Below are 13,413 nucleotides of genomic sequence, written 5' to 3'. Positions count from 1 at the left end.
CCTTCTGCGCTGTCGTTAATATTCGTCCCCGCTGTCGCCCTGACAGCATGTTGCGCTCTTAGCTCAGTTGGTTAGAGCACCACCTTGACATGGTGGGGGTCGATGGTTCGAGTCCATTAGAGCGCACCAAGTGCGTCCGTAGCTCAGTTGGTTAGAGCACCACCTTGACATGGTGGGGGTCGGTGGTTCGAGTCCACTCGGACGCACCAAATTTATTTTGCGCTCTTAGCTCAGTTGGTTAGAGCACCACCTTGACATGGTGGGGGTCGATGGTTCGAGTCCATTAGAGCGCACCACTCTTTTACTTCCTTTCTTCACTTGCGCAACGACCCATTTCTTGATTTACATTGCCTTTACGTACTGTTTTTCGATTGGTTTTCGCATACTTAGTGATTATACTGGCCGCGTTGTTTACTTGAAAGGTTTCAGCGACTACGTGCTTATGACGATAATTAAGATTGTTTGCGCAACAACGTCCCGGTGGTTAAGCCAACTAACCACGCAACTTCTCTGCACGCCTTGCCTTCGTCACCTATTCTTATCCTGTATCACCCTTTTCTCTTTCAACCAGCGTTTTCATTTCGGTGCGCTGTCATCGAAACCCTATTTATCATCCATCACAACTTACAGATAACCCGTCATGAAAAAGACTAAGATCGTTTGTACTATCGGCCCAAAAACCGAATCCGAAGAGATGTTGACCCAGCTGCTTGAAGCAGGCATGAACGTGATGCGTCTGAACTTCTCGCACGGCGACTATGCAGAACACGGTCAGCGCATCACCAATATGCGTGCTGTCACCCAAAAAACTGGCATTCCTGCCGCTATTCTGCTGGATACCAAAGGTCCGGAAATCCGCACCATGAAGCTGGAAGGTGGCAATGATGTGTCACTGAAAGCTGGCCAGACCTTTACTTTTACCACTGACCAGAGCGTGATTGGCAACAGCGAACGTGTTGCGGTGACGTATTCTGGCTTTGCCAACGATTTGAAAATCGGCAATACCGTTCTGGTTGACGATGGTCTGATCGGCATGAAAGTGACTGAAGTCACCGAAAACAGCGTCATCTGTGAAGTCCTGAACAACGGTGATTTAGGTGAGAATAAAGGTGTTAACCTGCCAGGCGTTTCTATCCAGTTGCCTGCGCTGGCCGAGAAAGACAAACGCGACCTGATTTTTGGTTGTGAACAAGGCGTTGATTTCGTTGCCGCGTCCTTTATCCGTAAGCGCTCTGACGTGCTGGAAATCCGTGAGCACCTGAAGCAGCACGGCGGCGAAAATATTCAGATCATCTCTAAAATTGAAAACCAGGAAGGCCTGAACAACTTCGACGAGATCCTGGATGCGTCTGACGGCATCATGGTCGCCCGTGGCGATTTGGGCGTTGAAATCCCGGTTGAAGAAGTGATCTTCGCGCAGAAGATGATGATCAAAAAATGTAATAAGGCGCGTAAGGTTGTTATCACCGCCACCCAGATGCTGGATTCCATGATCAAGAATCCACGCCCTACTCGCGCAGAAGCCGGCGACGTAGCGAACGCCATCCTGGACGGGACGGACGCCGTCATGCTGTCGGGCGAAAGTGCGAAAGGCCGTTATCCGCTGGAGTCGGTCACCATCATGGCGACCATCTGTGAGCGTACCGACCGCGTGATGAAGCCGCGCATTGATGAGCAGAATGACAACCGCAAACTGCGTATCACCGAAGCGGTGTGCCGTGGTGCCGTTGAAACCGCCGAGAAGCTGGAAGCGCCACTTATCGTTGTCGCAACAGAAGGCGGTAAATCAGCGAAGGCCGTGCGTAAGTACTTCCCTAACGCCACCATCCTGGCCTTAACCACCAATGCCACCACAGCGCGTCAGTTGATTCTGAGCAAAGGTATTGAGACGCGTATGGTCAGCGAAATTGCCTCAACCGACGATTTCTATCGTCTGGGTAAAGAAGCGGCGCTGGAAAGCGGTTTTGCTCAAAAAGGCGATGTTGTTGTGCTGGTTTCTGGCGCGCTGGTGCCAAGTGGAACCACGAATACCGCATCGGTACACGTGCTGTAATACGGGGTTTATGGCTTTATTATCGAAAGCGCCTTAAAAGGCGCTTTTTTTATGGGCTTTGTAATACAGATTCCTGAAAACGCCAGCCCAAAACAACAATAAAAATGCCCCTGAAATTAAGGTTAATCCGATTAAATCTCTCTGTTTTAGCTAAATTTTTTTATCTTCTTCTTTGATCCGCTGTTTCTTTGAGCGAACGATCATGTTTAAGCATGTTCTTATCAAAAAATTATTCTCAACTTAAAAAGCTTTGTGTAATACTTGTAACGCTACATGGAGATTAACTCAATCTAGAGGGTATAAATAATGAATCGTACTAAACTGGTACTGGGCGCGGTAATCCTGGGTTCAACTCTGCTGGCTGGTTGCTCAAGCAACGCTAAAATCGACCAGCTGTCTTCAGACGTTCAGACTCTGAACGCTAAAGTTGACCAGCTGAGCAACGACGTGAACGCAGTGCGTTCTGACGTTCAGGCTGCTAAAGATGACGCAGCTCGCGCTAACCAGCGTCTGGACAACCAGGCTCACTCTTACCGTAAGTAAGAGTTCTGGTTTTAAAAATGGTGCCCTTGTGGCACCATTTTTTTTGTCTGCTGATCCGCAACTAACGCCTTCTCTTTCACTAATGCCGCATCGTTCGTCGACAGCACGTTTGCCCTGTCCTGCCTCGTTTACTGTCGCGACTGTCCGTTAGCCCCATTCCGCATCGGTTATGTCCAGGCAGGCCTGTCGCCTCAATCTGCTTCGGTTACTGCACTGACAGGACTCGCGCCCTGTCCCGCATTAATTAGTGTGCCGACAGGACGCTTGCCTCATCCCGCACCGGCTCACCGGCACTGACCAGCACCGGCATGCCCGAACGGCGCGTCAGTGTAGCGTTAATTAAGGCCTGGTCACTTTTCTCGCTTTTCATAAACGTCCTGAAGCCAGCACTTAAGGCCAGAGGCGCGGTTTGCGGATCGTCTTTCTCGCTGCGCGACAAGGGCTGATGGACTTCAACGTAACGTTTGCCATCGGGCTCAACGGTATATTTCACCGGTTGGTTAATCACCTGCACACGCGTTCCCACCGGCACCGCATTAAACAGCGCTTCAATATCGTCCGTGCGCAGGCGAATACAACCCGAACTCACGCGCATGCCGATACCAAAATTGGCATTAGTACCATGGATAAGATATTGCCCGGTTCCCCGCGCCATACGCAACGCATGCAGCCCCATAGGGTTATCCGGGCCTGCGGGCACCACTGCAGGCAGGGTAATGCCCTCTTTCGCGTAGCGCTTGCGAATATTCGCGGTAGGCGTCCAGGTGGGGTTGGGGATTTTCTGGCTGATGCTGGTCACCATCACGGGCGTCATGATCCCCATCTGACCGATACCAATCGGATACACAATGACCTTGTTTTCACCTTTTGGGTAATAGTACAACCGCAGTTCCGCCAGGTTTACCACAATGCCTTCGCGTGGCGTATCCGGCAGAATCATCTGTAGCGGAATGGTCAGCTGCGTACCCGGCCTGGGCAACCACGGATCGGTGCCTGGGTTCGCTTCCAGCATGCCCAGCAGGCCAACCTGATAACGCGCAGCGATATCTTCCAGCGGGCGTTTATTATCTGGCACCTGGGTAACAAGATTTTCACCTGTCAGGCGGCTGCCAGGCGGCGGCAAGGGATATTCGGTAGCAAAACCGGGTGCAGAGAGCCCAAAACAGGTCAGCAGCAATGCACCGGCTATATAAAAAGCAGGTTTCATGCGATGTTCTCATCAGACAGTAAAAAGACGCCGGATGGCGTCTTTGGAGTGTATCTTAGCTGAGGTTCTGAGCGGTATGGCGAATTGACTTAATCATCGCCTCCAGCCCCTGCGAGCGCGTCGGCGTGAGGTGCTGAACGAGGGCCAGTTCGCTGAACCAGTGGCGAACGTCCAGTGCCACGATTTCAGCGGGTTGCAGGTTCTGATAAAGGCTAAATACGATAGCAATCAGTCCCTTAACGATAGCTGCATCACTGTCACCTTCAAAGGCGATCGTACCGTCTGCCTGCGGGGTCATCTTGATCCACACCTGACTCTGACAGCCGGTAATGGCATTTTCAGGCTGGTGCAGTGTTTCAGACGATTCCGGGAGTTTGGCACCTAATTCAATGATGTACAGATACTTCTCTTCCCAGTTAGCGCAACGATTAAAGTTGCGCACCAGTTTCTCTTTTTCTGGCAACGTGGCCATGAATCACTCCGTTTACGTTGTTCAGCCGCCCAGCAGGCGATGAATACGCGTCAGACCTGCCGCCAGCCGATCCACTTCGTCTTCACTGTTGTAGAACGTGAAAGAAGCGCGACACATCGCGGGGACCTGATAATGGCGCAGCAGCGGCATAGCGCAATGGTGGCCGGTACGAATCGCAATACCGTACTGATCAAGGAAGCTGCCGACATCAAAGGCGTGATGTTTGCCCAGGTTAAAGGCAATCACACCGGTACGCTGCTGCGAACCGTAGATCTGGATATCCGGCACGGAGGCGAGCTTATCAAGCGCATAATTCATCAGGATTGTTTCCCGCTGATGAATCGTATCCAGTCCCAGCGCCTCAACATACTCCAGCGCGGCGCCCAGACCAATGATGCCACCGGTATTCGGCGTTCCGGCTTCAAAACGCCACGGTGCCGTATTCCAGGTGGTGCCGGTGGGCAGCAGGACTTCGCCAATCATCGATCCGCCCCCTTCCCAGGGCGGCATGATGTCCAGCAGCGCCTTGCGGCCATACAGCACGCCAATGCCCGTTGGGCCATAGAGCTTATGGCCGGAGAACACATAGAAGTCGCAGCCGATATCCTGTACATCGACAGCGCTGTGCATCACGGCCTGCGCCCCGTCGATCAGGGTAACCACACCTGCTGCCCTGGCCTGCGCGACGATGGCTTTGACCGGATTCACCGTACCAAGCACATTGGACACATGGGTGACCGCCAGCAGGCGCGTGCGGCTGTCAATCAGCCCCGCCAGTTGATCCAGCGCCAGCTCACCGTTGTCGGTCAGGGGCAGTACCCGAATTTCCGCACCACAGCGTTCAGCCACCATCTGCCAGGGCACGATATTCGCATGGTGCTCCATCTGCGTGATAATCAGGTTATCACCGGGTTGCAGTTGACTGCCCGCCCAGCTGTTGGCAACCAGGTTGATGCCTTCCGTCGTACCTTTAACAAAAACGATTTCTTCCGCAGAAGCCGCATTCAGAAAACGTGCCGCCTGTTCGCGAACGTTTTCCATATCGCTGGTTGCCTGCTGGCTGAGCGTGTGAATACCGCGGTGCACGGCGGCATAGCCGTGCTGGTAGAAATGGCTTTCGGCATTGATGACCGACAAAGGACGCTGTGCGCTGGCCGCGCTGTCAAGGTAAGCCAGCGGATGACCGTTGACCTCACGCTTCAGAACCGGAAAATCCGCTCTGATACGCTCGAGATCGAAGTTCATCATGAGTTGTCTCCTGGAAAACGCTGAGCAATGCGCTGGAGCACCGCCTGGCGAAGAACGGGGTTCTCCAGCGTTTCGGTTAACTCAGCCGCAAAGGCGTGAATGATCATGGTCTGCGCGGCGTCCTGCTCGATACCGCGCGAACGCAGGTAGAACATCTGCTCGTCATCAATACGGCCTACGGTCGCACCGTGGCTGCATTTAACGTCATCGGCATAAATTTCCAGCTGCGGCTTGGTATCCACTTCGGCCAGGCGGCCTAACAGCAGATTGTTGTTGGTCATCTGACCATCTGTCTTTAACGCATGCTGCGCCACTTTGATGTGGCCGTTAAACACCGCACGCCCTTTGTCACGCACGATGGTTTTGTGCATCTGACGGCTCAGGCAGTGGCCTTTGTTATGCTCAAGATAGGTGCGGGTATCCGCCACTTCCTGATTCACGGGCAGCACCAGACTGTTCAAAGAAAGCTGGGTGTTTTCACCATTGAGCTGCGTACTGGTGTTATGACGGCTTAAACCCGCACCCAGTAAGAAGCTGGTGCTGGTCACCTGCGCATCACGGTTAATCACGATGTCATTATGGGCAAAGTGATAACTTTTAGTGCTTTCAAAGGCCAGCTTGGTGTGCTTCAGCGTAGCATTATCAGCGACAGCGAAGCTAAAGCGACCGCCGGTGAAGTGCGCGCTGTCGTTCAGCGTGACATAGTGCTCGATGACTTCCGCTTCTGCACTCTCTTCCAGTTGCAGATGATGACGGTAATGAACGGTGTTCATGCCATCATCTTTGCCGCTGGTGATGTGCAGCAGGTAAAGCGGACGTGAAGCCGCCTTACCGCGCGGCAGACGAATATGAGTCACTTCTTCAGCCAGGCTTTCCGTCAGATGCAGAAAGACTTCGGGCTGAACCGGCGCAGGCAGATCGCGACGCTCAGCGGCAACGCTGTGCTGAATCTCGAAAAAATCAGTCCCGGTCGCACTCAGCGCAGACTGGAATTTGCCGTCGACAAACACCAGACGAATAGCATCCAGCGGCAGAGCCAGCGCTTCAACCTGTGAAGCACTGACGTCCTGAGACTCAGGCAATACAAAGTGCTGTGCCAGCAGGCCATCCAGCGGCGTGTATTTCCAGTTTTCATGCTTGCGCGTGGGCAAGCCCAGACGCATTAACTGCTGCCAGTGCTGCTGTGCCTGCATGGAGCGCAGTTCACCGCGCGATTCAAACAGGTGGTGCCACTGTTGCAGCGCAGTATCACTCTTCGTCGGTAAGCCAGCCATAACCCTGCTCCTCCAACTGTTTCACCAGCGAGAAGTCGCCAGATTTCACGATTTTGCCCTGATACAGCACATGCACAAAGTCAGGTTTGATATAGTCCAGGATACGCTGATAGTGCGTGACGATGATGAACGCACGCTTCTCATCGCGCAGGCTGTTTACGCCGTTAGCCACGATTTTCAGGGCATCGATGTCGAGACCGGAGTCCGTTTCGTCCAGAATGCACAGATCGGGCTCAAGCGCGGCCATCTGCAGAATATCGTTACGCTTCTTCTCACCGCCGGAGAAACCGACGTTGACAGAACGGGTCAGCAGATCTTCAGGCATCTTGAGCAGATTAATTTTCTCTTCGATGAAATCCTGGAAATCAAAACGATCGAGCTCATCCTGCTGACGGTATTTGCGCACTGCGTTCACAGAGGTCTGCAGGAAAAACTGGTTGCTGACGCCAGGAATTTCAACCGGATACTGGAACGCCATGAAGATCCCTTCACCCGCGCGCTCTTCCGGCTCCAGCTCCAGCAGGTCTTTGCCTTTAAAGGTCACTGAACCGCCGGTAATTTCATAGTCTTCACGGCCAGCTAAGGTCGCAGACAGCGTACTTTTACCTGAACCATTCGGTCCCATGATGGCATGAACTTCGCCTGGTTTAATCTCAAGGTTCAGACCACGTAAGATCGCTTTGTCTTCAACGCTAACCTGTAAATCTTTAATACTTAACATACTTATTCCTTCACATTGCTTCCGGCAACGCGTGTGACGGCGTCAATCAGCCCACACTGTGCTCAAGGCTGATGGCTAACAGTTTTTGTGCTTCCACTGCAAATTCCAGCGGCAGCTCAGAGAATACGTCTTTACAGAAGCCGTTCACGATCATCGAGATAGCATCTTCTTCACTGATGCCACGTTGCAGACAGTAGAACATCTGATCTTCGCCGATACGTGAAGTGGTCGCTTCATGCTCCAGCTGGGCGGTGTTGTTGCGGGTTTCAACATACGGGAACGTATGTGCTCCACAATCTGGCCCAATCAGCATGGAATCACACTGGGTAAAGTTACGTGCGTTGGTGGCCGTCGGCATGATTTTCACCAGGCCACGGTAAGTGTTCTGGCTTTTACCGGCAGAGATACCTTTGGAGATAATGGTCGACCGGGTGTTTTTACCAATGTGAATCATCTTGGTACCGGTGTCCGCCTGCTGGCGTCCGCTGGTTAAGGCGACGGAGTAGAACTCGCCCACGGAGTGATCGCCACGCAGGATACAGCTCGGGTATTTCCAGGTAATGGCCGACCCGGTTTCCGACTGCGTCCAGGACATTTTACTGTGGTCGCCTTCACACAGCGCACGCTTAGTCACGAAGTTAAGGATACCGCCCTCGCCTTCACCGCCCGGGAACCAGTTCTGCACGGTGGAGTATTTCACTTCCGCATTCTTGTGGATGATCACCTCGACCACCGCTGCGTGCAGCTGATAGCTGTCACGGACCGGTGCAGAACAGCCTTCAATGTAGCTGACATAGCTGTCTTCATCAGCAATCAGGATGGTGCGTTCAAACTGACCGGTTTTCGCCGCGTTAATACGGAAGTAGGTCGACAGCTCCATCGGACAACGCACCCCTTTCGGGATGTAAACAAAGGTACCGTCTGACGCAACCGCTGAATTCAGGGCAGCGAAGAAGTTGTCGTTGGGTGGGACTACCGTGCCCAGATATTTCTTCACCAGTTCCGGATGATCGTGAATGGCTTCACCGAACGAGCAGAAGATAATGCCCTGTTCCGCCAGCTTGCTACGATAGGTGGTGGACACCGACACCGAGTCAAAAATGGCGTCAACCGCCACTTCCTTGCCTTCACGCACCGGTACACCCAGTTGGTTGAAGGCGTTTTCCACTTCCTGCGTCAGGTAATCGTTGGCAGGCGCCGCGCCTGAAGCCTGCGTGGCTCCCGGCTCCGACGCACAGGTATCGTCACAGTTGCCGCACGACGGCGCGGAATAGTAACTGTAATCCTGATAGTCGAGCTTTTCGTAGTGCGCTTTCAGCCAGTGTGGCTCTTCCATTTCCAGCCAGGCACGAAAAGCTTTAAGCCGAAACTCCAGCATCCACTCTGGCTCGTTACGCTTAGCCGAAATTGCGCGCACGACATCTTCATTGATGCCGTTGGCAAATTCTTCGGTTTGCAACTGGGTAAAGAAGCCCTCTTTATAATTGAGCTTGCCTTCCCACATTTGTACATCGTCAGATGTTTCGCTGTGTCGTGACATATTTCACTTACTCGACGCCAAAGCTTTCACCGCACCCGCAGGCGTGTTGAGCTTTAGGGTTATTGAATTTAAAAATTTGATTCAGGCCTTCACGGACGTAATCCACTTCAGTGCCATCGATAAATGGCATCGCCTGAAGCGGTACAAACAATGTTGCGCCGTAGTAGGTAAACTGCAGGTCGTCATCTTCTGGTTGCTTCACCAGATCCATGACATAACCAAAGCCGGCACAACCGGATTGTTTAATCGCTAAACGCAGGCCCTTGACTTCTGGGTTTTCTGCGGCCAGATTTAGAATTTGTTTCGCTGCGGTTTCGGTCAGCGTTAACCCTTTCCACACATATTCGTCAGGTGAGAAAGAGTCTGCATTCACGGATGACATGTTGCTACCTCTTGTGAGTCCGGACCTTTTCAGGCTATCCCCCTATGGTAGTGATCTCACTGATCACTTCAACCTCTTGTTTTGCAGGGATAATCATTAGATGCTGTTTTTAACAGCGCATTTATTAAGCATAGCGTCTTCAGCCAGGCTTGCATTCGCAAAACAGGCAGGAAGCACGACCCCGTAACCTGTTAATAACTGGTGAATTTTAAAATCATCACTTTATGATAAACCCTTTATTGATAGGTTACGCCTTTCTGTGTTGTAAACAGATTGTTATTTCCGATTATACCGACAGGTGAAATAAATCGGAAAAAAATTCTCATTTGCCAATTGCAATCGCTGTTCAGTTGAATATGATAATTATTATCATTCAGCATCAGGATGCGTTATGTCGTTATCGGTTTCCGCCTGGCTTCAGCACAAACTTGATGAATACCGTTTTTCGGTTCGCGATCTCACTGTCGATTTTTACCTGGCGCAGGCCAGACTTGACCGGGCTGAGTGTACCGTTCAGCAGTTACGTCAGTTCAATGATACCTGTCTGGATATGGCAGAACTTTGCCAACTGAACGGTGACGACCAGAGTTATTTGCATGCCATGGGTAAGCTTCATCACCGACTGGTCGTAGAAATGCAAAATCCCGACCGGGATCGGCTGTTTCGCATTCAGGCTTACCAGCTGGCAAGACTGTCACTGACCCGGCTATGCCACCAGCTGGCCATTACAGGTGAATGGGAACAGGCGACGGTGCTCCAGAGTAACTTTGTCAAACATGCAGGCTGGATATTCTAATCCAGCCTGCGGTTGACGTCTCCTGCCTTTTTACACCAGCTCAAGCAGAGCCTGAAGCGGATGGCGCATGCCATTGCCTTCAACACGTTTAACCTGGCTCCGGCAGGAAAAACCGGTTGCCAGACAGCGTTGACGCGGCAGCTTTTGCAACTGCGGATGCCATGAGAGCGCATATATGCCCAGCGAATTGTCCAGATTTTTGCTCTCGTGTCCGTAAGTGCCCGCCATGCCACAGCAGCCCACGTTGATGTTTTCCAGCTTTGCACCAAAACGTAAAAAAATCGCCTGCCACTGACCGGGCGTTGCAGGCAAGGCGGTGACTTCGGTGCAGTGCGCAAACAGATACCAGGCTTCGCCGCTGGCAATCTGGACGTCACGTTCCTGCACCGCATTCTGCAACCATTCATGCACCAACAGCACATTGAAATCGCCCCGCGCCTCCCCCAGCGTCTGACGATATTCATCGCGATAACACAGGACCGTGGCGGGATCGATGCCGACCATTGGCATGCCCAGTCGGGCGACGCGATTAAGAAAATCAGCGGTTTTACTGGCCGTGCGGGCAAAACGTTGTAAAAAGCCTTTAACGTGCTGTGCCTTACCGTTTGGCGAGAAGGGCAACAGAACAGGTTGATAGCCGAGTTTCTCAATCAGCCTGATAAAGTCGCTGACCAGCCGGGCCTCATAGAAGCTGGTAAAGGGATCCTGCACCACCAGCACCGTTTTCGCCCGCTGCGCCTCCGTCAGCCCTTCAAGCTGTTCCAGCGTCATCTGCATTGCCGGATGGCCGCTCAGCTGCTGTTTGAGAGTGGGTGAGGAAAGCAAGGGCAAATCCACCATGCCAATGTGCGTTTTGCTGAACGATGCGGCCCAGGGCTGTTTAAGGAAGAAGTTAAAGACCGTAGGCGCTTTTGCCATCACGGGCGCATAGCTTTCCACCGCGGCCACCAGATGATCGCTCAGGGGACGAAGATAGCGCGTATGATAAAGCTGCAAAAAACGCGAGCGGAAAGCCGGCACGTCAATTTTAATCGGGCACTGGGTTGAACAGGCCTTACAGGCCAGGCAGCCTGACATGGCGTCCTTCACTTCATGCGAAAAATCATATTCCCCTTTATTCGCATACCAGGTGTTCCGCATGCGGCCAACCAGCCCCCGCAACGACAGTGTCTTCTCCGGCAGTTTTTTCTCCAGCATCACCGGATCCACGCCCTGCTCTGCCAGCAAGCGCAGCCATTCGCGTGTTAAGGTGGCGCGCCCTTTAGGTGAATGAATGCGGTTGCGCGTGATTTTCATCGAGGGGCACATCGGGCTGCGCACGTCGAAATTGAAGCACAAGCCATTACCGTTACATTCCATCGCGCCACGCCAGGTGTCACGCACCTGTACAGGAATCTGGCGGTCATAGCTGCCGCGTTTGGTGGCATCCACCTGCATCATCGCCGCATCGCTGTTGTAAGGCGTACAGATCTTGCCGGGGTTCAGCCGGTTATCGGGATCGAACGCCGCTTTGATACGGCGCAGTTCGTTGAACAGGGTGTCCCCGAAGAAGGCCGGACTGTATTGCGCGCGAAAGCCCTTGCCATGTTCGCCCCACAGCAGACCGCCATAGCGCGCGGTCAGTTCGACCACCTCATCAGAAATCTGCTTCATCATCATTTCCTGATGCGGATCGCACATATCCAGCGCCGGCCGGACATGGAGCACGCCCGCGTCCACATGGCCAAACATGCCGTAACTCAGGCCATGGCTGTCAAGAAGCGCCCGGAACTCGACGATGTAGTCGGCAAGGTGTTCCGGCGGCACGGCCGTATCTTCGACAAACGGAATCGGCTTCGCCCGCCCTTTCGCATTGCCCAATAATCCCACCGCTTTTTTACGCATGTTATAAATGCGTTCGATGCTGTCCAGGTCGTTACAGCGTTGATAGCCAATGACGCCGCCTTCCTGCTGCGCGATCAGCGCATCAAGTCGGCTGCACAGTTGCGTCAGTTGCTGCTCAATTTTCGCTTCGTCATCCCCGGCAAACTCCACAATATTCAGCCCTGACATCGTTTTGTCGGGAACATCGGTGATCAGCGCTTTCACGGAGTGCCAGACGATGTCCTCCCGTGCCAGATTGAGCACTTTCGAGTCCACCGTTTCGACGGAAAGAGCCTGCGCCTGTACCATCAGAGGCGCATTGCGCAAAGCAGAATCAAAGGAGTCGTATTTGATATTCACCACGCGCCGCACTTTAGGCAGGGGCGTAATGTCCAGCCGGGCTTCACTGATAAAGGCCAGCGTGCCTTCTGCGCCGCACAGCAGGCGCGTCAGGTCAAACGTTTGCATATCGTCGCTAAAGACATGACGCAAATCGTAGCCGGTCAGGAAGCGGTTCAGTTTGGGAAATTTTTCCAGAATCAGGTCACGCTGTTCGCGACATCGCGTCAGAACCTGCTGATAGATGCGGCCCTCTGGCGTGGGCGTTTGCGCCAGGCTTTCGGCCAGCGCCGTGGGCATGGGCCGGGTATCCAGAATATCGCCCCCCAGCAGGACCGCCCGCAAACCAAGAACATGATCAGAGGTTTTACCATACACCAGCGATCCCTGGCCGGAGGCATCGGTATTGATCATGCCGCCCAGCGTAGCACGGTTACTGGTCGACAACTCTGGCGAGAAAAAGTAACCAAACGGTTTCAGATACGCGTTAAGTTGATCTTTAACCACGCCCGCTTCTACACGCACCCATCCCTGTTCGGTGTTAACCTCCAGGATACGGTTCATGTAGCGGGACATATCCACAATAATGCCCTGATTCAGTGACTGGCCGTTAGTGCCGGTCCCGCCACCGCGCGGGGTGAAAACCAGACTCGAGAACGCCGGGTCCCCCGCTACGCGGGCAATCAGCGCGACATCAGCCGTCGAGCGCGGAAACAGCACCGCATCGGGCAGCAGCTGATAGATGCTGTTGTCGGTTGAGAGAGAAAGCCTGTCGGCATAACTGGTGGCGGTGTCGCCGGTGAAGCCCTGTTCTTTGAGGGTTTCAAGGAATGTCAGCACCCGCTGGATAAGACCCGGTGCCTGAGAAATCTGTGGGATCATGATTCTGTGACCAAAGATGTTGTGTAGGTTTGCGTCTGTCGCGTGCGTTAATCTCCTGTTTTATCACATTTCTGTCAGCCCTGTCGTTTTTTC

11 protein-coding genes and 3 tRNA genes are annotated in these 13,413 nt (G+C 53.1%); 6 read left to right on the top strand and 8 right to left on the bottom strand.

Annotated features, from left to right (window positions below; genetic code table 11):
- The first annotated feature begins 52 nt into the window (after positions 1-52).
- The 5 genes from G5574_RS00785 to G5574_RS00765 all read left to right on the top strand — a co-directional run bounded on the left by G5574_RS00785 (position 53) and on the right by G5574_RS00765 (position 2,596).
- Positions 53-129, top strand: a tRNA-Val gene (locus G5574_RS00785).
- A gap of 3 nt (positions 130-132) precedes the next feature.
- Positions 133-209: transfer RNA gene (locus G5574_RS00780), tRNA-Val, on the top strand.
- Between the two features lie 10 nt (positions 210-219).
- A tRNA-Val gene (locus G5574_RS00775) sits at positions 220-296 on the top strand.
- 344 nt (positions 297-640) lie between these two features.
- Positions 641-2,053: a pyruvate kinase PykF gene (gene pykF / locus G5574_RS00770; protein ID WP_033741152.1), complete on the top strand. Its 1,413-nt coding sequence runs from the start codon at positions 641-643 to the stop codon at positions 2,051-2,053.
- Between the two features lie 306 nt (positions 2,054-2,359).
- Positions 2,360-2,596, top strand: coding sequence for a major outer membrane lipoprotein (locus tag G5574_RS00765; RefSeq protein ID WP_006118977.1), 237 nt, complete (start codon positions 2,360-2,362; stop codon positions 2,594-2,596).
- A gap of 244 nt (positions 2,597-2,840) precedes the next feature.
- Here the strand turns inward: G5574_RS00765 and G5574_RS00760 are convergent, their stop codons facing one another.
- From G5574_RS00760 to sufA, 7 genes are read right to left on the bottom strand one after another with little or no spacing between them, the layout of a single operon-like run.
- The gene (locus G5574_RS00760; protein WP_039340609.1) at positions 2,841-3,803 is read right to left on the bottom strand and encodes a L,D-transpeptidase family protein; all 963 of its coding nucleotides are present in this window, start codon (positions 3,801-3,803) and stop codon (positions 2,841-2,843) included.
- Between the two features lie 55 nt (positions 3,804-3,858).
- On the bottom strand, positions 3,859-4,275 hold the full coding sequence (sufE, locus tag G5574_RS00755) for a cysteine desulfuration protein SufE (protein ID WP_006118976.1): 417 nt from the start codon (positions 4,273-4,275) through the stop codon (positions 3,859-3,861).
- A 21-nt stretch (positions 4,276-4,296) separates the two neighbouring features.
- Positions 4,297-5,520: a cysteine desulfurase SufS gene (gene sufS, locus G5574_RS00750; protein ID WP_054633960.1), complete on the bottom strand. Its 1,224-nt coding sequence runs from the start codon at positions 5,518-5,520 to the stop codon at positions 4,297-4,299.
- Complete coding sequence (gene sufD, locus G5574_RS00745) at positions 5,520-6,797, bottom strand: Fe-S cluster assembly protein SufD (protein WP_133745197.1); 1,278 nt, start codon at positions 6,795-6,797, stop codon at positions 5,520-5,522. Before sufD ends, sufS begins: the two co-directional genes overlap by 1 nt.
- The gene (sufC, locus tag G5574_RS00740) at positions 6,772-7,518 is read right to left on the bottom strand and encodes a Fe-S cluster assembly ATPase SufC (protein ID WP_006118973.1); all 747 of its coding nucleotides are present in this window, start codon (positions 7,516-7,518) and stop codon (positions 6,772-6,774) included. The genes sufD and sufC overlap by 26 nt, the downstream gene beginning before the upstream one ends.
- A gap of 46 nt (positions 7,519-7,564) precedes the next feature.
- Complete coding sequence (gene sufB, locus G5574_RS00735) at positions 7,565-9,058, bottom strand: Fe-S cluster assembly protein SufB (protein ID WP_033741147.1); 1,494 nt, start codon at positions 9,056-9,058, stop codon at positions 7,565-7,567.
- Positions 9,059-9,065: 7 nt separating this feature from the next.
- The gene (gene sufA, locus G5574_RS00730) at positions 9,066-9,440 is read right to left on the bottom strand and encodes a Fe-S cluster assembly scaffold SufA (RefSeq protein WP_006118971.1); all 375 of its coding nucleotides are present in this window, start codon (positions 9,438-9,440) and stop codon (positions 9,066-9,068) included.
- A 391-nt stretch (positions 9,441-9,831) separates the two neighbouring features.
- Between sufA and G5574_RS00725 the strand changes: the two genes are divergently transcribed.
- A complete protein-coding gene (locus G5574_RS00725) occupies positions 9,832-10,236 on the top strand; it encodes a hypothetical protein (protein WP_006118970.1) in 405 nt (134 codons plus the stop codon).
- A gap of 30 nt (positions 10,237-10,266) precedes the next feature.
- Here G5574_RS00725 and ydiJ read toward each other — a convergent pair whose 3' ends face one another.
- Positions 10,267-13,320: a D-2-hydroxyglutarate dehydrogenase YdiJ gene (gene ydiJ / locus G5574_RS00720; protein WP_058708699.1), complete on the bottom strand. Its 3,054-nt coding sequence runs from the start codon at positions 13,318-13,320 to the stop codon at positions 10,267-10,269.
- Positions 13,321-13,413 lie beyond the last annotated feature (93 nt).

Source organism: Pantoea stewartii (genome assembly GCF_011044475.1).
Lineage (GTDB): Bacteria > Pseudomonadota > Gammaproteobacteria > Enterobacterales > Enterobacteriaceae > Pantoea > Pantoea stewartii.
Note: the sequence above shows the minus strand (reverse complement) of the source record. Positions and strands in the feature narration are given on the sequence as shown.

Coding starts and splice junctions, on each gene's coding strand:
- G5574_RS00725 (WP_006118970.1), top strand. CDS start 9,832: ATGTCGTTATCGGTTTCCGCCTGGCTTCAGCACAAACTTGATGAATAC.
- G5574_RS00760 (WP_039340609.1), bottom strand. CDS start 3,803: ATGAAACCTGCTTTTTATATAGCCGGTGCATTGCTGCTGACCTGTTTT.
- G5574_RS00765 (WP_006118977.1), top strand. CDS start 2,360: ATGAATCGTACTAAACTGGTACTGGGCGCGGTAATCCTGGGTTCAACT.
- ydiJ (WP_058708699.1), bottom strand. CDS start 13,320: ATGATCCCACAGATTTCTCAGGCACCGGGTCTTATCCAGCGGGTGCTG.
- pykF (WP_033741152.1), top strand. CDS start 641: ATGAAAAAGACTAAGATCGTTTGTACTATCGGCCCAAAAACCGAATCC.
- sufS (WP_054633960.1), bottom strand. CDS start 5,520: ATGAACTTCGATCTCGAGCGTATCAGAGCGGATTTTCCGGTTCTGAAG.
- sufB (WP_033741147.1), bottom strand. CDS start 9,058: ATGTCACGACACAGCGAAACATCTGACGATGTACAAATGTGGGAAGGC.
- sufA (WP_006118971.1), bottom strand. CDS start 9,440: ATGTCATCCGTGAATGCAGACTCTTTCTCACCTGACGAATATGTGTGG.
- sufE (WP_006118976.1), bottom strand. CDS start 4,275: ATGGCCACGTTGCCAGAAAAAGAGAAACTGGTGCGCAACTTTAATCGT.
- sufD (WP_133745197.1), bottom strand. CDS start 6,797: ATGGCTGGCTTACCGACGAAGAGTGATACTGCGCTGCAACAGTGGCAC.
- sufC (WP_006118973.1), bottom strand. CDS start 7,518: ATGTTAAGTATTAAAGATTTACAGGTTAGCGTTGAAGACAAAGCGATC.